Genomic DNA, 26501 nt, shown 5'->3' with positions numbered 1-26501 from the left:
AAGACAGCCTACATGGTTAGATCTCTTATATCCACACAAATATTCTTTCCGAAGCATTCTCCCATAAAAAGAAAAGGAGCTCCGTAGAGCCCCCTTACATTCAGTTTTTCAAAACAAAAAGCCAAAATTATTCATCGGATTTTAAAACGATAAATCGAATTACTTCTCCCTGAGAGACCATAAGAAGAATATTTTCCCCTTTTGCATTTTTCAAAACTTGATTCAATTCTTCGACAGAAGAAACCCTTTGTCTATTCACAGCCAAGATAAGCTGTCCTGGCACTACCCCTGCGGAAGCCGCAGGAGAACCTGCTTCTACGGACATAACAAGAATCCCTTTAGTATCCGCTGCTAATCCCAGTTTCTTACATAGCTCTGGCGTAATATTTTGTACCCGAACACCCATTTTCTGAAGAGCAGACACCCCATCCTCCGCAGGAATCTGCGTCACCGTTACAGGTATATCGATGATTTTGCCTTCACGAACTACTTTCAAAACTACACGAGTTCCTGGCATCATTAAAGAAATGGCATTACGCAAAGCACTCAAAGACTCCACTTCTTTCCCATTATAAGCAACAATCACATCTTCCTGACGCAAACCTGCCTTTTCTGCCGGAGACCCTTTAACAACATCCGTAACCAGAGCTCCATACACCTTTTCTAATTTGTAACAAGCAGCAAGTTCGGAATCAATAGGTTGTAAGGTCACTCCTAAAAAGCCCCTTGTCACCTGGCCATCACTAATCAGTTGATCGATGACGCGCTTGGCCATTAAGCTTGGAATAGCAAATCCAATGCCAATGTACCCCCCGCTACCGCTAACAATCGCTGTATTCACTCCGATAACTTGTCCGTCAATATTTAACAGTGGACCACCAGAATTTCCAGGATTAATTGCTGCATCCGTCTGAATAAAATCTTCAAAATCAACTATATGCAGTTGATTTCTTCCCTTAGCACTAATCACCCCGACGGTTACCGTCGCCTGTAATCCGAAAGGATTTCCTATCGCTATGGCCCAATCGCCTATCTGAAGTTGATCAGAATTCCCGAAAGTTAAAAAGGGTAACTTTTCTGCTTGAATCTTGATAACTGCAAGATCCGTTTTAGGATCTAACCCCACAATTTTTGCTGTGTATTTTTGTCCATCGTGTAGAGTCACATGAATTTTCCCAGCATCCTCTACTACGTGATGGTTGGTCACAACATATCCATCCTCCGACACAATAAAACCTGTCCCTCTCACCGCATCACGCTGCTGAGGACGAGGTTGTTCTCTATGCGATGGCAAACCAAAAAAACGATTAAAAAATTCATCATTGAAATAATCGAAAGGATTTTCTTGCATCCCCCGTTTATTTCCTGAAGAGGCAATCGCCGCCCCTCCTGTTTTAGGAAAATTTTCTATATAGACCACACCAGGAGTCGCCTGAGCGGCGACTTTCGAAAATCCTCGAGAAACTTCTTTTAGCAACTCTTCTTGGGAAAGATCCCGTTCACTCAAAGATCCTGCCAAACAAATATCATTCTGAGCATCTTTTTTAGACGCACCGTAGCCCAGCATTGGCGACGAGAAAACCGATGTCGATAGCAACACACATAATAATTTTTTCATCATCTTTTCCTTGATAAGCGATCCAGGCTTCTAGGCCTTTTTGTATTTTATGCATCATAAAGAACAGGTTTGCAGCATACAAAATCTGATGATGCAAATCAAGGACACGACTCTGTAGAGTGCTCCAATACCCTGTAACTAACGAGGATTTAGAACGGCAGCAACAGTCTCTCCAATCTGTGCAGGAGATTCTATAACGATAACCCCCGCTTCTCTTAAAGCCCGTTGTTTACTCAAAGCATCTCCACTGTTTCCTGAAATAATTGCACCCGCATGCCCCATACGTTTCCCCTTGGGAGCTGTAGCTCCTGCAATAAAAGCTACCACGGGTTTACTACAATACTGGCTTATCCAATCTGCCGCTTCTTCTTCTGCACTTCCGCCTATCTCACCAATCATAAGAATAGCTTCTGTCTGCTTATCATTCTCAAATTCCCGAAGCGCATCAATAAAGGAGGTTCCATTCAAAGGATCCCCTCCGATTCCAACGCAAACACTTTGTCCAATTTTTCGCTGTGTTAATTGCCACACAGCTTCATATGTTAGCGTACCAGATCTAGAAACCACGCCTACATTCCCTGGTAGGTGAATATATCCAGGCATAATGCCAATTTTACAAATCCCTGGCTTAATGACTCCAGGACAATTAGGTCCAACTAAACGGCAGGAGCTTTTTTCCATAAGAGAAGCAACTTCCAGCATATCTTGTACAGGAATCCCTTCTGTTATACATACGATCAAATCCATTCCTGCATCTTCAGCCTCAAAAATTGCTTCTGCAGCGAAAGCTGGAGGAACAAAAATCATCGAAGCTCGACATCCAGTTACCCGTTTCGCCTCTAAAACCGAGTCGAAAACGGGTAAATCTAAAAATCGAGTTCCTCCCTTCCCTGGAGTCACCCCACCCACAAAGTTAGATCCATAAGAGACACATTGCGCAGTATGAAAAGCCCCTGCTTTCCCCGTAATACCTTGAGTAATAATCGGTAGATCTTTGCTTAATAATTCTAACACAATCTCTCTCCAAGCTAACGACTTAATTTCACAGCGAGCTCAGCCCCTTCACTCATAGAGGCAACAAATTCACAAGGAATTCCTGCCTTGAGAATAATGTCTCTCCCTTTATCTACATTCGTTCCTTCCAAACGGATTACCGTAGGAACATGTTCTTGTTGTCCTTGCATGGCAGATACTAGTCCAGCAGCTACTACGGAGCAATCCATGATTCCGCCAAAAATATGAATGAACAACACACGAACGCTTTTGTCCGATAAAACCAAAGAGATCGCCTCTTGGATTTGCTTTTCTGAGGCACTTCCTCCAACATCTAAGAAATTCGCTGCCGAGCCTCCATATAGCTTAAGAATATCCAAAGTACTCATTGCTAACCCGGCTCCATTCACTAAGCAGCCGATGGTCCCCTCTAGAGCAATATAGGAAAGTCCCAGCTGCTTAGCGAGCACATCACGAATGTTTTCCTGAGAGGGGTCGTAACAATTTGCTAACTGTGGGTGCCGATAAAGAGCGTTATCATCGATAGTGATTTTAGCATCCAGAATGGCAAGAGATCGATCTGCAGTCAGCACGAGTGGGTTGATTTCCAATAAAGAGATATCGTTGTCATAAAAACATTGTAATAACTGACAGATAATGCGGTTCCCTTGATCAGCAATCGATTTATCCCACTCCATAAATTTAGCGATTTGGCGTAACTGATAGTTATAGATTTTTTTTGAAGAAGGCAGCTTTATTGTTAACAAGAGCTCGGGCTGTTTTTCTGCTACCTCTTCGATATCCATACCTCCCGCCTTGGAAAGCATCATTACAGGGCAACGATGCTTTCTATCTACTACGATCGCAAGATAATACTCCGCAACTATCTCTATCAGAGGAGAAATTAGCACTTTATTGACCGGTAGAGAGCGCCCTGCCGTCTGATTACTAGAAAACTGCATATGCAGCAATTGATCTGTCGCTGCTAATAAATCCTCTGGAGAACGAGCAATAATCACTCCTCCATTTTTCCCTCTTCCCCCAGAATGAACCTGTGCTTTAACAACCCCAGACCTCCATTGCTCAGCCTGAATGGCCGCTTCCGCTTCAGGCACAGAAGCTGCTACACGATAAGAGGGAATAGGAAGTTGATAAGAAGTTAAAAGGTCCTTAGCTTGATACTCATGAAGATGCATAAATAACCCTTTAATTTTTCCTCCTTATCTTTTATTATTCTTTTTACTTCAATCAACTTTACCCTGTCTGTGTTCAAGTTTTTCGGGAACAAACTTCGCTCTCTTTTTAAAAAAACTCTTCCTTCAGATTTACTGGAACATGCTGAGGTTCTCCTGTATGAAGGAGATTTTGGCCCCAAACTAACCGAAGCTTTTTGTAAAGAGTTACGCAAACATAAGCATCCTGATGAACACACGCTTAAGGGGCTTATTCGTTCTTTTCTTTCTGAGATTATTGCTAAATTACCCCAAAGAGAGCTCTCTTCTGTTCGTCCACACGCGACTCTTGTTTTAGGAACTAACGGCTCCGGGAAAACAACTACAGTAGCGAAACTGGCCCACTACTATCTTTCTCAAAACCAAACAGTTTTGATCGTGGCTACAGACACCTTTCGCTCTGCAGGAATGGATCAAATGCGTTGTTGGGCAAATTCTTTAAACTGCGGTTTTATCTCCGGCAAACCTGGAGGAGATCCTGCGGCTATAGCTTTTGATGGCATCTCTGCTGCAATCGCTAGAGACTACGACCAAGTGATCATCGACACCTCTGGAAGGCTGAATACTCACACGAACCTCCTTAAAGAATTGCAAAAGATTGTTTCTGTATGTAACAAGGCTTTTCCCGGAGCTCCTCATGAAACGCTCATGACTATCGATGCAACCTTAGGAAGCAACACATTAAGTCAGGTGAGCATGTTCCATGAGGCAGTACCTATCGATGGGTTAATTTTCACAAAAGTGGAAGGCTCTGCTAAGGGAGGCTCCCTATTTCGCATCGCCGATGAACTTAAAATTCCTACACGATTTGTTGGGTATGGAGAAACGGTTTCTGATTTTGAGCCTTTTTCTATCGATCGTTTTTTAGACAAATTACTGGAAAGTTGAACTTTTTCCTTAAATAAGAAAGAGGATTTTTAGAACCCTAAAAATCCTCTTTCGAAAGAATGCCTCTTTGCTTTTAACGTCTTTTGTCTGAAGAAGCAAAAATTTGTAACAAGTACCAAAATATCATAATCACATTGCAATACATCTGCAACGCCATGATCAAGGACAGTTTGTAGCTTAAATCTCCATGATCTCCTACGCTGCGAGCTACGCGACGGATAGATTGCGCGTCAACCACCGTGAGCCCGACAAAAATCGCCAACCCTAAATAGCAAATCAACAGATACAATAATGGCATCGGCGTGAAAAGAGATACTATTAGAAATACTAGGGATATAACCATAAGGCCTACAAGAGCCAACATCAAAATTCTGTGAATTTGCGTTAGATCATTTTTTGTGAAAGCTCCATAAGCGGCCGACAATCCAAAGATAACAGCTGCGGACCCAAATGCGGCCCAAACAATACCTCCTCCGAACTGAGCAGCATACACAGGAACCATCGTTCCAAAGAACATCCCTTCCAAAACTGAGTAGGCTAAAAACAGCCCCATTACAGCTGGGACAGAAAGTTTTTGAATCTGAGCTTGAATATAAAAAGACACTCCTAACGTTGCAAAACACCAAACCCACCACAAAGAAAAAAGGGTTCTGTAAGCCCCTGTTGCATATAGCCCTAAGGACGTCAACGTAGTTACTGCTAGCCCCGCAGTCATCCACCCATACACTCTGGAAGAGAAGGTCCCAGGCAAACGAGAATCCTGCGCATAATCGCGATCATACAATCCCATGGAGATCTCCTATTTAAAAAGTTTTTACACGACTTCTTGCTAAACCGTATAATACAGGGTTGCAAGATTTAACACAGTATATCCTGTTAAAATCCATAGAACCGCCCTCCCCCAGGCAACACGTGTTTGCCAGAGCAACGTCGTTTTCCATACCGGCCATTCCATAACATGGTTACTGGAAACAACACGATCATGCAAGCTCCCCCGATTCCCCCAGCATAGCGTAAACAAGACAAAACAATCTCGGGATAAAAACTGCCCCTATCAATGGAAATATAAAAATAAATATATGCGGGGCGGGGACGCTGACTAGTAAATCCTATTGTTGCCCAGTCCGGAATCCTTGCTCAAAAAAAAGGCTCGCACTGAAAGATTTTCAATGCGAGCCCAAACAATGATTCAAAAAAAATTAGTAATTCAAAAACTTCTGGGCAATCAAGACCAAATTTACAAGTACCAGTCCTGACATCGCCACAAGGGCTCCTTTCCCGCCAGGAAGAATCCTCTTACCATAGTAACGTTTCTTCCCATAACGCCCTTTCCAAATCATAAGCACGGGGAAAATCCCTAAAACGATCGTTTCTCCTAGGGCTCCTGTACATTCCAAACATTTTAAAACAATTCCTGGGTAAAAAACGGCCCACACTAAAGGAAAGACGAAAACGAGGAAAAAGATTTCCATTTTACGTTTCCTTTCATCCCATTGAAAAGCGTCGACAAAGAAATCTTTCAGACCTAATGCCACCCCAATGAAAGAGGAAATCAACGCAAAAAATCCAAAAAATTCCCCAGCAACATAAAAAGCAGAACATTTCAAAGCTGCTTGTAAAGCCCCAATGGCGGTCCATCCTTCCATCTTAGCTTGCCCCAAAAATGTTTCTGGAACGGCTCCCAATACAATTGCTTCCCAAATTACATAAAGAACTAACGGAATAAAGCTTCCAATGACAATAGACTTTTTTACATCCTCTACGTTCTTATCCATGTAATGGTATAGTGTGGGAACAACGTTTTGAAAGCCAAAAGCTAAAAACAAAATAGGAAATCCTTTTAAGGTAGCCCCCCAAGAAGATCGCACTAATAGTTCCGACTTCATCAAAGGGAAGCCAAAAAAACAAAACATGGCGAAAGCTATCCCTAATCCCAAAACAAAAAACCTATTACACCAATCGACTATCGATGTTTTTGCCATTAAAAGCGGAGAAAACAAGGCGAAAAACACTATTGGCATTGCGTGTCTAATCCAAGGCGCATCCCAATCCCGGCATCCCAAGACTCGCATAAGGATGTTCCCTCCATCACAAAAGTAGGCAACTAAGAGAGAATAGAAGAGCAGCAGATAAACCAACCACATGATTATCTTCCCTTTATGCCCCAAAGTATGTTCTGCCATAGAGACCATATTGACATTCTTTCTTGCATGCAGCCAAGTCAATATTTCTAAAAAACAATAGCCAGAAGCGACTGCTATTAACCAAGAAACAATATACAAAAGTGTTGTAGGCAAGAATCCCCCCTCTGAAGTGGAAACGGGGACAGCTAATACTCCGGCGCCAATGGTTGTTCCTGCAACAATCAAGGCTCCACCAAACATTTTGTTCATCATGAGAATACCTTTTATAAGAGGGACGCATTCATTTGCGATCCCTCATTCCATCTAACATACAGACGCTTATGGTATTCATCAACAGAGAAAAAGGCTTCTTACTCTACAGTGACAGATTTGGCCAAGTTCCTAGGTCTATCTACCTCAGTCCCTCGTTGCAAGGCCATTGTGTAGGCCATGATCTGTCCCGCTATAGCAAACAAAACAGGAGCAGCCAGATCATGGCTATCTGGAATGTAGATTTGCTCATCAGAGACAGCTTCGATATCTGTGTTGGATTCCGGAGCAATGGCAATAACATAGGCTTTTCTCGCCTTTACTTCCATAATAGCTCCGATAGTTTTGGTGTATACAAGGCGGTCCCCACAATATACAATAACTGGAGTCCCTTCTCGAATAAGGGCAATCGGCCCATGTTTCATCTCGCCTGCAGGATAGGCATTAGCTTCCACATAAGCAATTTCTTTTAATTTTAAAGCAGCTTCCATGCAAATCGGATACATAAAACGCCGCCCTAAGAAGATAAAGCTAGTTTCACCACTTTGCCGACAACGCCAATCATGAATCGAACTATCCAATAAAAGTCTTGTCAGCCGAGGCAAATCTCTTATCCCCTGTATCGCCTGTATAAAATCTTCTTGCGAGATTGTTCGACGCTGGACAGCCAGTCTCAACCCCAACAAAATCAACATCAATAGTTGTGCTGTAAACGCCTTTGTTGAAGCAACCCCTACCTCCAACCCAGCCTCGATAAATAAACAATGATCTACTCGGGAAGCTAATGCCGACTCTCGTACATTACAAATGCCCAGCACTCGCACGCCATCCAACTTACGAAACTCGCTTAAAGCGGCTAAAGTATCTGCAGTTTCTCCCGATTGACTAATCAAAATTCCTAAAGACTGTTTCGCTATATGGGGCTGACGATAACGAAACTCTGAAGCTGTTTCGACATACACAGGAATCGAAGCGATGGATTCGATGACATATTTGGCTAAACATCCTGCATGATAAGAAGACCCACAAGCTACGATATGTAAACTCTCAATGCCATCCAAAGAAAATTCTTTAATAAAAGATTCTGTAAACTTCTCATCCTCGCAAGAAAGAGACAAAATGCGCTCAAAAACCTCCGGCTGCTCATAAATCTCTTTAAGCATGTAATAATCGAAACCTTTTTTATCTAAAGAATCTTCAGCATGATCTATGTAGCGCACCTCTTTTTGAATGCGAGCCAATTCAAAATTATACATTTCAATAGGCTGTCCTATACGTAAAACAGCCAATTCTCCAGAAGCCAAGGCTTGTGTCTGATACGTATATTTTAAAAAAGCATGGACATCAGAAGAGATGAAAACTTCTTCTTCTCCTAATCCTAGAATAAGAGGGCTTTCATGAGTAGCGCACAACATGACTCCAGGATGGTCTTTGTGTACTAAAGCACAGGCAAAACTGCCCTGTAGCTGCTTCAAAGTCCAAGAAAAGCTCTGAACGAGATCTCCTGTCTCTTGATAACGGAAAGCAAAAAGTTGCACAATAACCTCGGTATCGGTTTCCGATGAAAAGACAATCCCTTTGCTACTCAGATCTTCTCGAAGCTCCTGAAAATTCTCGATAATTCCGTTATGAACAAGCGCACAACTCTCATACATATCCATATGAGGATGTGCATTGCATCGTAAAGGCTCCCCATGTGTGGCCCACCTAGTATGCCCTATTGCTACTTGAGAATGGCTACTGGAAGAAATCATCGAGCATAGCCGGCTAACAGGCCCTACAGCTTTCTCCACAAACAAGCGTCCAGAAACAAAAGTCGCTATTCCCGCAGAATCATACCCACGATATTCCAGTTTAGCTAGCCCTTCCAAAACTAACGGCACAGCATTTCGTTTTCCTAAATATCCAAATATTCCACACATATCGATTCCTATTATTCAGAAATCTCGGCTCCAATCTCGGCTTCTACAACATCCACAATTGTTTTTGCAAGGGAGTCTACTTGATGCTTTTTGGTCCCCTCGACCATAACCCTACAAATATTTTCCGTGCCAGAATATCTTAACAGAATCCGCCCAGAATCCCCGAGAATCTCTTTTACTTCCTGGAGAACTCCTTGTACATTCGTTAAAGTCTCTAGAGGCACTTTTTTAGTCACAGGAACATTGATCAGCGCTTGAGGACTTTTCACGATGCAAGCAGTAAGATCTGACAAAGTAGATTCGCTTTCAATCATAATACGCAATACCTGAAGAGCAGAAACGATCCCATCTCCTGTCGTATTGTAATCAAGAAAGATCATATGCCCGCTTTGTTCTCCGCCTAAAACAGCTTGTGTTTCCAACATATGCTGCAATACATGTCGATCTCCCACAGGAGAAATCGTTACTTGTATTCCCTGGCTTTCTAGATAGCGCAGCACTCCAAAATTTGTCATCACAGTTGCCACAACACGATTCTCAGGCAGCGCTTGTCGTTTCTTCAAATCGCTCGCACAGATACTCAGGAGCATATCTCCATCCACTATATGCCCCTTTTCATCAACCATAATCAAGCGGTCTCCATCCCCGTCTAACGCAATTCCGACATCCGCTTCATGCTCAATAACGGCTTTTTGAATAGTAGAAGGCCATAAAGCTCCACACCCTTCATTGATATTACATCCTGAGGGCTCACAACCATAACAAATGACTTCTGCATCTAATTCTTCAAAAACTGAAGGCGCCACTCTATAAGTGGCACCATGAGCACAATCCAAAACGATGCGTAATCCCTTTAAGGTCCTTCCTTTAGGGAAGGTAGCTTTTGCATACTCGATATACCTTCCCGTAGCATCTCTAACATGTTTATTTTTGCCGACCGCATGATCATCAGGAAGCTTTCCAAAAGATTTTGAGACGATCATAGCTTCTATACGCTCTTCTACAGCCTGTCCAATTTTGAATCCATCAGAAGAAAAAATCTTAATACCATTATCTCGATACGGATTATGTGATGCCGAGATCATGATCCCAGCATCCGCACGATAGGCTCGCGTAATAAAAGCTACCCCTGGGGTGGGAATAGGCCCCAACATAAGAGTCTCTATCCCCATAGAGGTAAGACCTGCTATGAGAGCATTTTCAAACATATATCCAGAAAGCCGGGTATCCTTCCCCACAACGACGCGATGCTTCCCAGCATGCCTCTCCAGTAGAACTCCTGCGACGGCTTTACCAAGAAGAACAGAAGTTTCTACCGTCATAGGCTCAAAGTTCGCTCTTCCTCTTACTCCATCTGTACCAAATAGCTGTCTCACCTCTCGCGTCATTGCCCTATCCTTGAGAATATCTTTTGGCTCAAAACTACCCGATCCTTGATTTTCAGAGATAAAGATTCCTCTTTTTATTAAAATCTTTGTATTTCACCTCTTTAAACAAGAGCCGCGCCATCAAACTAGCCGTCAACAACTTACTATTTAAAATCAAAAAAAACTGCTTCGTAACGTTCCCTTTTTTAACTAGAAGTACGAAAATAATTATCGAAAACTAAACTATTTATTTTTTCGTTTTTATGACCCCCTATCTAATAGAAGCTTTAGTCGCCTGCTGCATTCTGCTTTCTTTAGGGATGGTCTTGATTTTTGCTTTTGCACTTGGCCTACTGCTTAAGCTCCATAAAATCACGAAACATATCCACCGAATTACCTCTTTATTCCAGTTCGAAGCTCGATGGCTCCCTCCCCTGTTTATCGGGAAAAAATGGATTCTGAATTGGCTACGCAAGAAATACAAACAGCGACACTTCTCTCAGCTAGCAGAAGAACTCACCAATGACGAGGACTCCGATGATACTCGCAGCAGCCGCTTATTTTGCGGAGTGAAACTGGCAGCCATCGCCTTATGTGCATGGCTCTTGATAAGAAAAAAAGACTAACTTTGTTGGGAGAGAAAAGGATGTTCAAAAGCCAAAAACCTAAAAAAAACAAATGCTGTATGTGGTTACGAGGCGTCCTATTCGGAGGCATTCTGGCCACCCTGCTCACAAGCCTTTTTATCCCTAAAAGTGGTATGCAGATCAGAAAAAAGCTCCTCCGCGTCAAAACATCTGGCACGAAAAAGGGAAGAGCACTACTCCGAAATTCTAAACACCACACACGTGAATTTGCTGAACAAACAAAAATTCTAGCGAAAAATATTTCTAAGGAAATTCAGGATTTCACACAATCCATCATCGACGAAAGCCGCCGCGATTAGTTTTCGTATATCAAAAAAAAATAGCCTCAACCGACATGTTTTAGTTAGGTTTAGGCTATTTTTTCTTCTAAAAACGTTTTTGAGGAAGCTTTTTATATCGAGGCGCGGCGCCCTGATTCAATACCCCGCTGCGCCTTTTCGAGTTCTAAGACTTCGTCCGCCATCCCATCCTTCTCTTCTTCCGACATAAGCAGTTGTTCTTTTAAAGATAGCATCTCCGTTTCTCGCTTCTCAAGAAGACGCGAATTCTCTTCTAGCATTTTCGCCAGAGATTTTTTTTCGTCAGAAATTGTTCTTTGCAGCTCAAGCAACTTTCCAATGTGCTCATACTGACCCTGCAAAACTTGCTCGTATTGAGCAACATCCTCTTTGTGCAACTCAAGATTTTCCTCGTTTTCTAGAGAAAGATCTTCAACTTTTTGCTGCAAAAGTCGATTAGTTTCTAGAGTCACTGCTAGCAAGGCTTCGTATCTCGATTTTGACTCTATCCAAAGACGCTGTTCCTTGGCGAACCAGTTACTTCTTTTAAGCGATAAGCAACCTTTTGCGACTAAACAACATAAACCAACGGCAACAACAACAGCGGCAACCACAGTTCCAATCAATCCAAAGCCGGCAGCCATAGCACACCCGCCAATCCCCAAGGTCAGGAGTCCTGCAACTCCAGCTATAATGCTGACCAATCCCACAGCCCAAAGTGCTTTAGCAACACGCTCGACCCTAGAGCTTTGCTCTGATTTAACTGTTTCGATTTCTTTAGTAAAGGAAGTTATAGACTCGGGGGAACGATTATTGGGGAAAATAACAGTCATCAGATCTCCTTTAAAGAATCATCATGCAGATGGAAAAAACTAGCTCAGACCACTCTCTGCACAAATTTCATTTTTTTAATAAAAAAGAGCGAAATTCTACTCTCCCAACAACTTATTGACCAGAAATATGTAATGTTTTTTTGAAACTAGTTTCGCGCAAAAAAAAATCCCTAATTTTTGGCAAAAAAATTAGGGACCAAGTTTCTTACTTAGCATTGCTCAGAGACTAAAAGATAAGGCGCATTCCTGCATTTGCCTCATACCCAAGCTTACCATCCATAGAAGACAATCCTCCACAGAATGCAGTGAACCCTAAGGACGTGCTAAAATAGGAACTCCATTCAGTATTATTTTCTAAAGCCAGTCGAAGTTCTTGCTTGGAAAGATTCATAGGAGCCCCCTCCCAATCAAATCCAGCCTCTAACAGCTTTACAGAGCCTCCCTCTACTTTTCGATATGCTTCCCAAGCATAGCCTACTGCAAGGGAATTTACTTCGGAAAATTGTCCTTTTGTAAACGCCATTTCAAACTTCAGACCGAAAGGAATCGTAATATTCGTCAGAGAAGTTTCTTCAAAAGAACGAGCCTCTCTTCCTAATTCTACAAAGCCTGGAAGCTTCACAGACGCGTAAGAAACTTCGACATAAGGATTAAAATGAAAAGCATAGAAGGTAGGTCGTGCGGGACCGACTAAACTACGATATTCAACCAGAGCATCTGCTAATACTCCTCGTGATGTCCAAGTAGCACTAGATTCTCCTAAAACCCCATAATGAGTTTTCATATCATTATGCGTTTCTCCAAGACAGTACTGTCCTTTAAAGAACCAGGACCCAGCTAAAAATCCTGTATAAACCGAGCCCACGAAACCCTGTCTGGAAATTTCTGCCTGGAAATTCTGACTACGCATTTTACCCAGGAAAGAGGCTACATTAACCCCTAAAATGAAATCTTCCATCAACAGAGTATCGATTCCTGCGGAAGCTCCTACATAGGTCCCTCTGTACCCATCCAAAGCAAGAATCGGTTCTGAAGAAAAATTTCTAAAACCACTGAAAGCCTGTCCCCAAACGTTTGTAGAATAATCAAATTCCATTCGCTGAGTCGTAAGGTTATGAGCAAAGCGAGCATTTTTTAACGTGGACAATACTGCTCCCTCCTCCCATAATGAATTAAAGACTAAAGCCCCAGCCTTCTGCGGGTCCAGTTTATACCCTGTAGGCTGCCAATTGATGACCAAAGTGCCTTCTTGAATTTGTGCTTCAGACCAAACTCCCATATGCCCATAAGTCTCTTCCCCTATCTCTGGAGTAGCAACTTTTATCCGCAAATCAGCAACAGACAATTTACTCAAATCTTCTTCAGATTCACCATAAGACTCTACGAAAGACATTAGTGGTACCTGAGCTGCATTCTTTAACAACGCATGATTTTCGTAACCACATCCTGTTGTGTTGACTAATTCCAGACTTAACGCTCCAGACTGAACACAACTTCCTTTAGGGACAATTACTTGCGGAGCTTCCACAGTAACCTCTTGGTCTCCAGAAGAAAATGAAGCTAAATCAATGGAAATGGTATGAATATCCAACATAGGAACGGTTGCTTGGGCGTTCTTCCCAATCCAAAGAGAGCGGCTGTCGTCTGGATTAACATAATCTTCCACAGTCAAGCTCTCTTTCTCCAGGGTCTCTGAATCCAAAATCTTCAATTTCGATCCCGCAGCTAATATCAACTTCGATCCTGTATCCTGCTTAAACCCATAACTACAAAGAACGGCTCCTTTCAACAGCTCTAGGCTTCCTTGTTGTAAATGAATACGCTGAGGAATTTTACTTTCAGCTTCTAAAAAACGAATCGTTCCCGTGTAGCCCTCACTTTCTTGGCTGTTCATGACCAACGGTCCCGAACCTTTTCTCTCTTCTAAGCTTTCAAAAACTAAGGCATCATGAAAAACAATCGCCCGACCTTCCATGGCATTCAGAGCTTTAATCTGTGATTCCTTACCAGCAAAATAGATAGCATCTGATCCCTGAGCCCTAAAAGAAGAATTCCCCCTGAAAATAACATCTCCTCCAAAGGCCTCTAACAAGACTTCTCCACCATCTTCTATGCGGATAGCTCCCCCAGAACAAGCAGAGTTGTTCTGAAACAAGACTGTACCGGAATTTTTAGAAATCGTTAAATTCTGTGTACAAATGGCTCCGCCTCCAGTATCTGGCAAACGCTCATCACGCTTAGCCGAATTTCCTGCAAAGATCACATCCCCAGCATTTCCTGATATCAAAACCTCTGGAGTTATCTCTGGCTGTTTATCTGTCTCTCGGAGAGATCCAGCGAAAATAGCACCGCCGTAAACATCCGAAAAATTATTTACAAACACAACAGGTTCTTCGTTATTCGTAATATAGACACGTTTCGCACAAATAGCTCCTCCTGCACACTCTTTTCTTTTTAAAAGCTCTTCAGAAGAGATTGGAGCGACTGCTGGTTGACCTTCTTCCTCAACAAGCAAAGTCTGGCTAGCTGCGGTAATAAAACTCTGTTCAATGTTTTCTAAGAAAGAACGCTCTTCAGCTTTTTGATTTTCTGAACCAGAATCCGGAGCTCCCTCTGTCTCCGCAGATTCTTCAATATAGGGGCGAGCCACTACATTATCTTTAAACTCAATACTACCTCGGTTTCCAGAAATGATCACATCTCCTTTGAAGCAAGAAATGGCTCCTCCAAAGGTTTGTCCTCTATTATCTCTAAACCACACGCATCCGTTATCTAAGAGTTCGCAATTCCCGTCAAAAACATGAATTGCGCCCCCGTACAGGCTTGCGATATTTCGAGAAAAATCCACTTTGGTATTTTCTGCTAGACGTACATTTTTGGATAAAAGAGCTCCTCCAGAAACTCCTGCTCCTATTGCATAGTTATTGCCGAATCTCACCGAAGAGTTTCCAATAATAAAAGCACTCTCCACTCCGTGAACAGCTCCTCCTCCACAACACGCCAAAGATTTCGCCTCTTGCTCGTCGCATTGTAAACGGTTTTGCTCAAACACTACATCAGCATTCTGGACAATCTCGATCTCTTTCCCCAAAAGAGCTCCTCCTCCAGAACATCCATTTAAAGATTCTGCACTAAGAGAGACAACCTCTTCAGGATCGCGTGTCGGCGCAGCCTGTGGAGCCCGAGCATTTCCTATAAAAGAAACCCCTCCAGAGTTCTGAATGATGGAAACCTTTCCTGATGCTAAGATCGCTCCTCCCCCTAACATTTTTCCGCTAGAGGCAAAGGTTTGTACAATATTATCTTTGAAAGTCACTGCCCCAGCATTCTCAAAAAGAGAAATATTTTCGGCTAATAAAGCCCCCCCTCCTTGATAAGCTATCTGCCCCAAATCAGAGGTTGTACATAGAGTTCGAAGAAAAGAGATGTCCCCCAAGTTATGAGCAATCTCAATAGCTCCTAAAGCCGAAGAACCTCTCTCAAAAGAGAAGTCTCCGCAAGCAATAATTCCTCCAAAACTAGCCTTGCTTCCTTCAAAAGACATTCCTGCTTTATTGTCACAAAGAGATACAGTTTCCTGTGCTGAAATAACTCCGCCTCCTAAGGCAGCTGTATTATCCCTAAACAGTACAGCACCCTGGGTCCCTGAAATCTGACAATTTTTACCAAAAATAGCTCCTCCTCCTGAAGAGGACTGGTTTTTGTCACAGGAAATCCCGAGATTATCTTTCAAAATTACAGATTCTGAAGAAGCTAAAGCACCTCCTCCCAAAGCCCCCGTATCTTGCGTTCCTTTTGCAAGATTGCCCTTGAACACCAGTTCTGCACAATTTTGGAACAAAATGCCGGAAGAAGCGGAAATTGCTCCTCCTGATAAAGCTTGGTTATCGAGAAAAGAAGTTTTTTTGTTATTAGCAAAGAAAACAACACTTTTAGAAGCAGCAATAGCTCCCCCATTAGCGAATAACGCCTTATTGTCTTCAAATAAGATGGGGCCATCGCAGTTAGCCACAACGATATCGCCTGCAGGCATATACAAGTTTTTTTCTCCGGAAAGAGAACTATTCGCTAGGAAAGCTCCCCCTCCCGTCCCTAGATGACTAACAGCGCTAGCTCCTTCGGCATGCACTTCTGTCGTACAATGTTTTGCGGTTAACCCCTGACAATCATGGATTAGAATACTTTTAGCTGCACAAGCTCCCCCCTGTTCTAGAGATGCACAGGAAGAGAGTTCGATGCCTCCTTTAATTTTTTCAAAAATAAGATCTTCTGAAGAATAGAAAGCAGCGCCCGATAAAGACGACTTTATATCTGTTAATGTGATCCCCGCTTTACCACCATCCCCTAGGAAGGCAATTCCTAAAAAAGCCTCTTTATCACGAGTGGTATCGGAACCGGTTCCTGAAAAATTACAGACCAACCCCTGAGAAAAGGATTGGTGTTGTTGATCTATTCCCTGGATCTCTATAGGCGTTGTTACAGAAAACAAAGTACTACGCTCTACTTTACCAGGAAGAGTCTCAGCAGCCCTTTCTTGAAAAGAGCCCGGCTCGCCAACAATCAATTTATATTGCCCCTCATCCAAACTTTCTTTGGAGACAATAAATAGATCTTTAATATGATCCAATAATACCGCGGCTTGAGGACTCGTGTAAGTAGGGTAATCTGCCGACCGTACTCCGGCACAAAGATCCGAACAACTCGCTAACCCGCTTATAGAAGCGAGGATAGCCGCTACTACCGATAAGGAAAAATTAGAACAAGAGCCTTTTATATCTTTCTCGGAACTCATTGTAAACCTGCTAAAAGCGCTTTTTGACAAACTTGCTTACCGAATCCAATCGGTCCAACACTACATTTTGTCTCCGGTTGATCACGCAAGACAAAACGATTTATAGACAAGCTCCAGAGATGGCATTAGAGCTTTAAACCTTGGAATGTACAACGCTGACAACTTTTTAAAAAAGATTTTTGTTAAGAGCAGGCTCTAGAAACTAAGAAAAGTTTCTTCTCTAATCCTTGCTGGGACAGAACTTAGCTGCAATACGCTCACAGACATTAGCGCGAGCTAAATCAATGGCTCCGGAGATTCCTCCAAACAGAGCTTTCTCACAAGATTTCCCATGACATTTGATAACCAGCCTAGATAAACCGCTGATAATAGAGCCTGGATAGATAGTATAATCAAACTGAGTCTTGATCGCTTTTTCCAAACGATCTCCCAAGATATGCCGCAAAAAATCAAATAACCCTTCAGCAGTTTTTAAGAATACGTTTCCTGTAAACCCATCCGTAACCACGACATCTACTTTACCACTGAAAACATCTCCGCTTTCGATATTTCCTAAGAAAGCGGGGCCAAAAACATCTCGAAGCATACGAAAGGTCTGTTTATGAGAATCGGTTCCTTTACGCTCTTCTGAACCGATATTGAGCAACCCAAGAGTGAAAGAGCTATCGCTGCAAGCTAGCGACCGGCGATAAGCGAGCCCCATACGAGCAAATCCAACCATCTCTTCAGGTTTGACAGCAACAGTTGCACCAACATCTAAAATTACAGCAAAGCCCGAAAGAGTAGGAAAAGAAACCAGCAAAGCCGGTCGAGGAACTGCTGGAATCATAGGGATCTTGGAACGGGCAAGCGTCACCAACGCAGCCGTATTTCCTGAAGAGACAAAACCATCCAGCTCTCCTCTTTGTAGAGCATCCAGCCCTAACGCCATAGAGGAGCTTTTCTTGCGAACCGCTGCAAGCAGCGAATCTTCCATAGATACGAAACTTTCCGCGGCAACAATCCGAACAGAATGAGACAACGGAGAACGAGTTATTTGGTGGTGAACATCCGGAGTAGCAAAAACGGAAAATTCTACCGACTGCCCACCTTCTAACGAAAGAAGAACCTCCTCCAGTGCATCCCAAACAACAAGAGGATCATGATCTCCTCCCATCATATCTATACCTAGACGCACCTTCATGAATTTCTTCTATGCCTTAATGCTACTAGATTATTTTTCCACTGTTAAAACAGCTTTGCCCTTATAAAAACCACAAGAAGCGCAAACTGTATGAGGAATAAAAGCTTGCTTACAATTATTACATACCGCAGCAGAGCATGCCTTCTTTGCATGATGGCTTCTGCGAATATTTTTTCTAGCATTACTATGACGATTACGTGGTACTGCCATTCCTAATTTCTCCTATAGACTGCAGATAAGTATCCTTCCCGATAAAGAAGTCTAGTTAGGGATCTCCAGGATTTAAAAGAGCGACAAAATTTTTGAAACAACTCCTTAAACCATACCGCGACAGAAAAGAAAAAGTGTTTCTTCTCCAGAAGCTTCCATGCAAGGAAGACCTTTCTCCTCTTCTCTCAGCGAACACAAGAGTATATTAGAGACAAAGGTTTTTGGGAAGCTGAAGGTTGCTTTTCTCTTTTAAGAGATTAGGAGCTTCCCTTCTTTAAAAAACTTTTGACAAACTCTCTTTCTGGACAGCCCCCCTTTTCACACTCCTGGAAACGATCCCCCTCTAGCAATAACTCGTCCCGAATCAAATCGCGACAGTCAAATATCCCAGATTTTTCTTCGGAAGCGTGAATTAATTGCTGCACCACAATACCTCGCACTGGACATTCGAAGGGAGCATCACAAATACAACAATGAAGAGACAGTGTTGTCGAGATTTCTAAAGACAAAAACCACTGTTCCCCATCTATCCTTTCTATGCTTCCTTGAATTTCTACAAAGGAAGAACACAATCCCTCCCCCACAGAATCGCCAAATACCTGAGGAGCAATCGACGCATGAATTTCTTCTCTATCTCCAGGAAATTTTAATCGATAAAGATAAAATTTTGTATTGTCGTCTTGTTTCAATTAACCTTCCCTTTTCTTAATCTGAATGCCCCATCACAAATCTTGCCAATCATTTTACAAAGAAGCTTTTATCGAAACAAAAGGTTTTCCCTTTCCCTTCATAATGGAGCAAAACTTTTCGCAAAAATAGCGGAAGAGTAAAACAATTTTAAAAAAGTATTTGCAGCATAAGAAGCCACCTTCTTATCCTGTCGCTAATAAAATACTCAGAATGTGGATCGCCAATAAAAGAAAAAATTTGGCGTTTGTCGCTATAGAAATCACAATAAAAGAAACTATTCTGTTTCTAAATTAAACTATTCAACAACAAGCATTTTTGTAGAATTTTTTACCTAGTCGACATATAATCCGCCTTCTACCTAATAATTTTTAAAATAACTCCCCATCCTCTGGATTAGGAGAGGGCTCCCGTTAGAGCGCAGAGCATTTAGGAACGCCATGGAAAACGATATCTTACTAAATATAGAGTCTAAAGAGATTCGTTACGCACATTTGAAGAATGGCCAATTGTTTGATCTCATCATTGAAAGAAAAAAAATTCGCCAATTGAAAGGGAATATATATAGAGGTCGCGTAACTAATATTTTACGAAACATTCAATCCGCCTTCATCAACATAGATGAAAGAGAGAATGGTTTTATTCACATTTCAGATGTCTTAGAAAATTCTAAGAAATTCGAACAGATGTTCGATATAGATGCAGATGCTGATCAATCGGAAACTCAGTCAGAAGAAGCATCAGAAGCGCCTATTGAGGAACTTCTTGAGCTCGACAGCCCCGTACTTGTGCAAGTAGTGAAAGAACCTATAGGATCGAAAGGGGCTCGATTAACTTCTAACATTTCGATCCCAGGACGTTACTTAGTCCTTTTACCTAACTCCCCTCACCGCGGAGTTTCGCGTAAAATCGAAGACCCTTTGATGCGAGACCAACTTAAACAATTAATTCGCTCGTTCGAAATGCCCCAAAATATGGGTCTCATCTGCCGAACCGCAAGCGTTTCTGCTTCAACAGAAGCTCTTATTAATGAGGCGCAAGATTTGCTGAATACGTGGCAAGGCATTTTAGAAAAATTTTATTCTCCCGATCACCCCGCTCTTCTTTACGAAGAAACAGACCTTCTTAAGAAAGCAGTAATGACTTGTGTGGATAAAAGCTATAAACGTTTATTAATTGATGATTATGCTACTTATCAAAAATGTAAACGTTTACTGAGTAAATATTCCCCGGACACCGCAGTCAAAATTGAATACTATCGCGACTCGATCCCTATGTTTGAGCGCTTCAACATCGAAAAAGAAATCGATCGCGCTACAAAACGAAAAATATGGCTTTCTAGTGGAGGATATCTCTTTTTTGATAAAACAGAAGCTATGCACACCATCGATGTGAATTCAGGCCGTAGCACACAACTCGAAAGCGGAGTGGAAGAAACTCTTGTTCAAATTAATTTAGAAGCTGCAGAAGAGATTGCTAGACAGCTGCGCTTACGAAACATCGGAGGACTTGTCATAATAGATTTTATCGACATGAAATCCCGAAAAAATCAGCGTCGTGTTCTAGAAAGATTAAAAGAACACATGAAATACGACGCTGCGCGCTGCACCATTTTGAGCATGAGCGAATTTGGTTTGGTAGAGATGACTCGACAAAGAAACCGAGAATCGTTGATGCAAACGCTGTTTACCACTTGCCCCTATTGTAATGGGAACGCCATTATCAAAACCGCAGAAAGCATCCTTATAGAGATAGAGCGCAACTTGAAAAAAATTATTAAACACAAAGAACATTCGCATTTATGTTTAGTTGTTCACCCAGAGATCGCTCATTATATGAAGCAAGAGCACGACGATGCTGAATTAATCCGCTTAGCAAAACAATTGAAAGCTAAGTTACAGATCAATACGTCAGATTCTATCCATCTTAACCATTATCAATTTTTCTCTTTAATCACAGGAGAAGAAATTGAGTTATAATAGGTGTATTGATGCATTTTTCGAACTACTTATATCAGGCTTTTGAAGATCACTGTTTACCGGAGCCTTTGTACCAAAAGTTTCAAATTTGCCATCAAACATACGTCGAGGCGGCAACTAAAAAATGTTCTGTTGAAAAAGCAGAATCTCTTTGCTCCCAATGGCTTAAGGTCATCATTGATGACCTTAAGAATCCCATCATTTTCCCCCCTTACCACAAAAAAATTCGCAGCCCTGTTGATCTTTATCAATTCGGGATCGATTTTTTTTCCGTACTCATCGACGATCAAAAATCTCAGGTCCTAAACCCTCACCAATTAGACCAGATTCAAAACTACATTCATGCTGGACATAATGTAGTTCTTTTAGCCAATCACCAAACAGAGTCCGATCCTCAGTTGATGTTCTGCTTGCTCGGAGCTTCACATCCCCAGCTGATGGAAAACATGATCTTCGTTGCAGGAGATCGCGTAACCTCAGACCCCTTAGCAAGACCTTTTAGCATGGGGTGCGATCTTTTATGTATCTATTCCAAAAGACACATTAACCACCCTCCAGAACTTAAAGAAGAGAAATTAAATCACAACCAAAAGAGCATGAGAACATTAAAAATGTTGCTCAGTGAAGGAGGCAAGTTTATTTATGTCGCGCCTGCTGGAGGAAGAGATCGTAAAAACTCTCGCGGAGAGCTCTATCCTGCAGAATTTCATCCTGATAGTATAGAAATGTTTCGTCTTCTTGCCAAAAGCTCCGGAAAGCTTACCCATTTTTTCCCTTTTGCTATGAAGACATATGATATTCTTCCTCCTCCCCCTACTATTGAGGAAACGATTGGAGAGCACCGTATCATCGCCTTTGCTCCTGTAGCTTTCAACTTTGGAGAAGAGATTGTTCTTGATGATCTCTGCTCATCCGAAGAAATCGAACTTTGCGACAAACACTCCCAGAGAGCTTTAAGAGCCTCTCGAGTCTTTTCTACAGTTACCGATCTCTACAAAGAAATTCTAACTTGACGAACCAAAATCCTTTTGATAAAAGCCCTATCTCAGTGGTTTTCACATAATTAGAAAACACCCACCCCCTTACTATCGAAGCTGCTACCTATAATCACAAAATATGAAGCGTTCTCTCCCCCTGTTGTTCCTCTGTTTTTCTTCTTTTCTCACTTCTTGCTCAAAATCTTTTCAAACTATTCCCGATAAAAATCCGTTAACTATTTTAACCCCAGCATTAGCAGATCAGAAGATAGCTAAGATTATCTGCCCTAACGGGCTTCCCCTCATGATTATTTCCTCCCCTAACGCCTCTGAATCCGGGGCAGCTTTAGTGGTCAAAACAGGAAATAACGCGGATCCTGCGGAATTTCCTGGATTAGCTCATTTCACAGAACATTGCGTGTTTCTTGGTAATGAAAAATATCCCCAGGTTTCCGGGTTCCCTGCATTTCTAAGCACTCATGGAGGGATTTACAATGCCTTTACTTACCCAGATAAAACCTGCTTTTTATTCTCTGTCAATAATCACGACTTAGACGAGGCTCTGGATCAATTTGTTCACCTCTTTATCCAACCTTGCTTCCGCCAAGAGGATTTAAACAAAGAAGTACATGCTGTCGAGCAAGAGTTTGCAATGCACCCGACGAAAGATTCTCGTCGCATGCATCGCATTCAGCAACTTATAGCACCTCAAGGACATCCCTTGAAACGTTTCGGCTGTGGGAATCTTTCTACCTTAAGTTCCGTAACCTCGCAGGACATGCGAACATGGTTTGCTACTCATTACTCGCCAGAAAATATGGCAGCAATTGTATACACCACAGCTCCCTTGGATACTGCTGTTCCTTATATCGCAGACCGATTCTCTCAAATTCCTAAATCCCCACAATATACTCCACAAAAACCTTTTCCCTATACGCAGGACTCCTCTTCTCTTAACAAACTATTTATTAATAAGGCGGTGGAACCTTCCCCTCAACTCGCTGTTTACTGGCATTTTTACGATGCCCCGGAATCTCTGCAAGGGTGGGCACAGGCACTCATTTCCATTTTATCTAGCGAAAAAGAGAATAGTCTTATCGCTTTACTTAAAAAAGAACAGCTGATTACCCAAGCGGAAGCAGACCTTTATCACACTTCTCATAATACACAAGATTTTGAAATCCAATACCAACTCACAACTAAAGGAGAGCGTGAATATCAAAGGGTCCTTCAGCTCACTTTCGCCTTTCTTGACTATGTTCGTCAAAAACAACTCCCTTCTTATACCTTACCAGAGCTACAAAAAATCCATTCTTTGGAATACACCTATAGTACACAAACAGAACTGTTCTTAACTCTGACGCAAATGATACCCCATTTTGCTTCAGAACCTTTAGAAACGTATCCCTATCGTTCTATCGTTTATTCCGAATACTCACATCAGGATGAGCAAGCTTTTGCTACATTTTTAGCAGATCCAAAACAAGCTCGTTATATCTTATCTGCAACCCTCCCCAGCTCATGGGAAGATGCAGATGAGTTCTATGATCCTATTTTCGATACGACTTTTTATGAAAAGCCTTTGGATGTCACTTTAATATCTGATCCTTCTTCTTTAGACTTTGCCTTTCCGCAGCCCAATAAATTTATTCCTAAAGAAGTCCAGTTACTATCCCAAAAGAAAGAGTTCGAAGGGTTTGCCTTTTCTCCGACACTCTCGTATCAGCAGAATGCTGTTACTTTGTACACATGTGAGGATTCCTTTTACACAATTCCTAAAATCGCCACGGAGTTACGTATCCGCTCTCCTCAAATTCAACGAGCAAACGTGCATTCTGTGGTCTTGCGCGATTTATACAGCCTTCTAGCTAATGAAACCCTGATCAAACATTATGACGAAGCCCTAAGAGCTGGAATGACTTTTTCCGTGACCCCAGGAGCTACAGGGGTAGATCTTTCTCTATTCGGCTATACAGAGACTTCCCCCGTTTTGATAGATGCTCTATTATCTTCTTTAAGGGATCTTAATTTCGATGAAAGTCTGTTTCTATACTATAAGGACCAGCTCTTGGAGCAGTACCAAAAAGGCATTGTTTCCTGTCCTATACGAGCTGGCCTGAATAAACTTTCTTCGCAACTTCTTAAAAACTGTTTTTCTTTAGAAGAAAAACGAGATGCGTTGACCGATATCTCTTACGAAGAATTTTCGAATTTTGCCCACCAACTACTTACAGAAGTAGCTGTAGAAGCGTTAACGCTAGGAACTCTTTCTTCAGAAGATTTATCCAAACTACAAACCTCTCTTACTCATTTTGCAGAGGCTTCTGTTCCCTACGATCCTCCACACTATTATCCGCAGAGAAAACCCCTTCCCTCTACATCCTTATCCTTCCAGTATCCTCTTTCCGGGAATGGCATGCTCTTGCTCGAACAAAATGAACGTCCTGATCAATGCAAAGATACTGTGGCTACCAGCATGCTGTTATCTTGGATCCACAGTGTATATTTTGAGCAGCTACGCACTCAACAACAATTGGGATACATGGTAGGAGCCAAATACCTCGAATTTGCAGAAAATCCTTGCGGTCTTTTTTATATTCGCTCGAACACGTATTCTCCTGAAGAGCTTGTGCACAGAACGCAACTTTTCATACAAAAGATTGCTAGCGATCTAGAGTCTGCAGGATTATCTGAGGAAAAATTCGAGCAGCTTCGAGAGACGTATATTCAATCTATTTTACTTCCAAGCGCAACCCCTTCAGCAATGGCGAGAAAGTTATTCTCGATAGCTTTTGAAACAGAAAAACAGGATTTTTCTCGTCCTGATCAAAAAATTGCTGCAGCGCGCTCTATGGATTACTCTTATTTCAAAAGGTATTGTGAAGAATTTTTGAGTCAGCAGTTTGGAGAAGAAATCCAGCTTCTTATTTATGGTGCCGACTCGCGACAAGACAAATAAGAGTCCTTCCAGTGAAACACTTTTCTCGGGTACAGTTCCTCTGCACCCGAGAAAAACCTCTTGCTTCTTTATATACATCCGAAATAGTGATAGGGAGCTAGGAATTGTTTAGCAATACCCCTCTTTCTGGCGAGACAAAAAGACCTCTTCTATCTTGAGAGCCCTATGATTTTGCCCTACTACTCCTCTGGATTACGCATTGGATCCGCCTTTTTATTTTTTTCTGCTGTGATCCATACCTTTCTTACTCCATGGTTAACACGGTTATATGAGGAATGTCAGCATAAAAAAATGATATTCCCAGAACGCTGGCGTCAATATCTATGGTTAAGTGAGCTTCTTCGTATTGTAAGTCGCGTCGAGTTAGTGTTTGTCCTTTGGGCCATTCCTTTATTTTTTCTCTTTTTGTACGTAGAGGGCTATCGCATAACTATGGCCTATTTTGATAGTCGTAATTATGTGTTTTCCCTTTTTATCAGCGTCATGTTGATTCTTCTTGAATCACGCCCTATTGAATATTTCTCCCAGAAAGTCTTTTCTGTAATCGCTAAAATCGGGAAACAATCTCCGATTTGTTGGTGGTGGACTATTATGATTACGGCACCCCTGTCGGCTTTCTTCCTTAAAGAATCTGGTGCCATGATTATTGCCGCGACACTCCTATCCAAACACTTTTATAAATTCTCCCCATCACCCAGATTTTGCTATGCAACTATGGGACTGCTTTTTTCCAATATTTCTATTAGCGGCTTAACCACTTCGTTTTCTTCTCGTGCCCTACTCACCATTCTTCCAGAAATTAAATGGACGAATCGCTTTATTGTGAGCCATTTCTGTTGGAAAGTGATCTTAGCTATTTTTGTCTCTACGACGATCTTTTTTTTATTCTTCCGCAAAGAATTTAAAAAATTTCCCAAAACCATCCCAAACACCGCCATGATGAGTGAGCGTGTTCCCTTTTGGATCATTTTCATTCACGTTATTCTCGTTGGCTGTGTCATCCTAAGCCGAGCAATCCCTTTATTCTTAGGATTTTTGCTTGTTTTCTACTTAGGATTTCAACGATTCACTATTTTTTACCAACACCCCATCAAAATTGCTAAAGTCTGTTTTGTAGGGTTATTTTATGTCGGGGTGGTGATTTTTGGAGAGCTTCAAGAATGGTGGATGCTCGATTTGATGCACGGGATGTCAGATTTTGCCTACATGATGACCTCTTATATGTTTTCTATCTTCTTAGACAACGCCTTAGTCAATCATATCGTACACAATCTCCCAATGGCTAATGATTGCTATCTCTACCTGGTTCTGGTTGGAAGTATGTCTGCAGGAGGACTGACTCTGGTATCGAATATGCCCAACATCGTGGGATACCTTATTCTGCGGCCCACTTTCCCACACTCAGACATTTCGTTGATTCGCTTATTTTTGTCAGCGTGGATCCCTTCTATTGTATCCTTAAGCATCTTTTGGTTGCTTAGAGACGTGCCCTCATTTACGTTTTGTTTATTTCGCTGATGAAAGAGAGTCTTTTTTAAGCCGC

The 26501-nt window shown here is 42.0% G+C and carries 19 protein-coding genes and 1 pseudogene; 7 read left to right on the top strand and 13 right to left on the bottom strand.

Annotated elements, in window-relative coordinates:
• Window positions 1–127: 127 nt before the first annotated feature.
• The 3 genes from htrA to sucC form a co-directional block, all read right to left on the bottom strand.
• Window positions 128–1621, bottom strand: coding sequence for a serine protease HtrA (gene htrA / locus B6E89_RS04525; protein ID WP_080133219.1), 1494 nt, complete (start codon window positions 1619–1621; stop codon window positions 128–130).
• 135 nt (window positions 1622–1756) lie between these two features.
• Window positions 1757–2632 (bottom strand): succinate--CoA ligase subunit alpha, encoded by an 876-nt coding sequence (gene sucD / locus B6E89_RS04520; RefSeq protein WP_080121747.1) that lies wholly within the window; start codon window positions 2630–2632, stop codon window positions 1757–1759.
• Window positions 2633–2646: 14 nt separating this feature from the next.
• Window positions 2647–3807: an ADP-forming succinate--CoA ligase subunit beta gene (gene sucC, locus B6E89_RS04515; RefSeq protein WP_080124563.1), complete on the bottom strand. Its 1161-nt coding sequence runs from the start codon at window positions 3805–3807 to the stop codon at window positions 2647–2649.
• Between the two features lie 69 nt (window positions 3808–3876).
• Between sucC and ftsY the strand changes: the two genes are divergently transcribed.
• Window positions 3877–4731: a signal recognition particle-docking protein FtsY gene (gene ftsY / locus B6E89_RS04510; RefSeq protein ID WP_080133218.1), complete on the top strand. Its 855-nt coding sequence runs from the start codon at window positions 3877–3879 to the stop codon at window positions 4729–4731.
• Between the two features lie 73 nt (window positions 4732–4804).
• On the opposite strand, the gene B6E89_RS04505 is transcribed toward ftsY, so the two are convergent.
• The 5 genes and pseudogenes from B6E89_RS04505 to glmM form a co-directional block, all read right to left on the bottom strand.
• The gene (locus B6E89_RS04505; RefSeq protein WP_035407780.1) at window positions 4805–5521 is read right to left on the bottom strand and encodes a Bax inhibitor-1/YccA family protein; all 717 of its coding nucleotides are present in this window, start codon (window positions 5519–5521) and stop codon (window positions 4805–4807) included.
• A 39-nt stretch (window positions 5522–5560) separates the two neighbouring features.
• Window positions 5561–5798, bottom strand: a pseudogene (locus B6E89_RS04500) (aromatic amino acid transport family protein); the annotation flags it as partial.
• Window positions 5799–5930: 132 nt separating this feature from the next.
• Complete coding sequence (locus tag B6E89_RS04495; RefSeq protein ID WP_080133216.1) at window positions 5931–7127, bottom strand: aromatic amino acid transport family protein; 1197 nt, start codon at window positions 7125–7127, stop codon at window positions 5931–5933.
• A gap of 98 nt (window positions 7128–7225) precedes the next feature.
• Window positions 7226–9046, bottom strand: a complete 1821-nt coding sequence (gene glmS, locus B6E89_RS04490) for a glutamine--fructose-6-phosphate transaminase (isomerizing) (RefSeq protein WP_080133215.1) — start codon at window positions 9044–9046, stop codon at window positions 7226–7228.
• A gap of 11 nt (window positions 9047–9057) precedes the next feature.
• Window positions 9058–10434, bottom strand: coding sequence for a phosphoglucosamine mutase (gene glmM / locus B6E89_RS04485; protein WP_035407769.1), 1377 nt, complete (start codon window positions 10432–10434; stop codon window positions 9058–9060).
• A gap of 242 nt (window positions 10435–10676) precedes the next feature.
• On the opposite strand from glmM, the gene B6E89_RS04480 reads away from it, so the two are divergent.
• Complete coding sequence (locus tag B6E89_RS04480) at window positions 10677–11039, top strand: hypothetical protein (protein WP_080132251.1); 363 nt, start codon at window positions 10677–10679, stop codon at window positions 11037–11039.
• Window positions 11040–11059: 20 nt separating this feature from the next.
• On the top strand, window positions 11060–11359 hold the full coding sequence (locus B6E89_RS04475; RefSeq protein ID WP_035407926.1) for a YtxH domain-containing protein: 300 nt from the start codon (window positions 11060–11062) through the stop codon (window positions 11357–11359).
• Between the two features lie 92 nt (window positions 11360–11451).
• Here the strand turns inward: B6E89_RS04475 and inaC are convergent, their stop codons facing one another.
• The 5 genes from inaC to B6E89_RS04450 all read right to left on the bottom strand — a co-directional run bounded on the left by inaC (window position 11452) and on the right by B6E89_RS04450 (window position 19045).
• Complete coding sequence (gene inaC / locus B6E89_RS04470) at window positions 11452–12171, bottom strand: inclusion membrane protein InaC (protein ID WP_080133214.1); 720 nt, start codon at window positions 12169–12171, stop codon at window positions 11452–11454.
• Window positions 12172–12397: 226 nt separating this feature from the next.
• Window positions 12398–16963, bottom strand: coding sequence for an autotransporter protein PmpD (gene pmpD, locus B6E89_RS04465; RefSeq protein WP_080133213.1), 4566 nt, complete (start codon window positions 16961–16963; stop codon window positions 12398–12400).
• Window positions 16964–17183: 220 nt separating this feature from the next.
• Complete coding sequence (gene plsX, locus B6E89_RS04460; protein WP_080121740.1) at window positions 17184–18146, bottom strand: phosphate acyltransferase PlsX; 963 nt, start codon at window positions 18144–18146, stop codon at window positions 17184–17186.
• A 30-nt stretch (window positions 18147–18176) separates the two neighbouring features.
• The gene (rpmF, locus tag B6E89_RS04455; RefSeq protein WP_035407755.1) at window positions 18177–18356 is read right to left on the bottom strand and encodes a 50S ribosomal protein L32; all 180 of its coding nucleotides are present in this window, start codon (window positions 18354–18356) and stop codon (window positions 18177–18179) included.
• 257 nt (window positions 18357–18613) lie between these two features.
• Window positions 18614–19045 carry a DUF177 domain-containing protein gene (locus B6E89_RS04450; RefSeq protein ID WP_035407752.1) on the bottom strand — a complete coding sequence of 144 codons (432 nt, stop codon included), beginning with the start codon at window positions 19043–19045 and terminating at the stop codon, window positions 18614–18616.
• A 438-nt stretch (window positions 19046–19483) separates the two neighbouring features.
• Between B6E89_RS04450 and B6E89_RS04445 the strand changes: the two genes are divergently transcribed.
• From B6E89_RS04445 to B6E89_RS04430, 4 genes are all read left to right on the top strand, one after another.
• Window positions 19484–21022: an Rne/Rng family ribonuclease gene (locus tag B6E89_RS04445; protein ID WP_035407749.1), complete on the top strand. Its 1539-nt coding sequence runs from the start codon at window positions 19484–19486 to the stop codon at window positions 21020–21022.
• Window positions 21023–21033: 11 nt separating this feature from the next.
• Window positions 21034–22035, top strand: coding sequence for a 1-acyl-sn-glycerol-3-phosphate acyltransferase (locus B6E89_RS04440; RefSeq protein WP_080133212.1), 1002 nt, complete (start codon window positions 21034–21036; stop codon window positions 22033–22035).
• Window positions 22036–22138: 103 nt separating this feature from the next.
• On the top strand, window positions 22139–24958 hold the full coding sequence (locus B6E89_RS04435; protein WP_080133211.1) for an insulinase family protein: 2820 nt from the start codon (window positions 22139–22141) through the stop codon (window positions 24956–24958).
• 165 nt (window positions 24959–25123) lie between these two features.
• On the top strand, window positions 25124–26476 hold the full coding sequence (locus B6E89_RS04430; RefSeq protein ID WP_080133210.1) for a putative Na+/H+ antiporter: 1353 nt from the start codon (window positions 25124–25126) through the stop codon (window positions 26474–26476).
• Window positions 26477–26501 lie beyond the last annotated feature (25 nt).

Source organism: Chlamydia suis (assembly GCF_900169085.1).
Taxonomy (GTDB): Bacteria; Chlamydiota; Chlamydiia; order Chlamydiales; family Chlamydiaceae; genus Chlamydia; species Chlamydia suis.
Note: the sequence above shows the minus strand (reverse complement) of the source record. Positions and strands in the feature narration are given on the sequence as shown.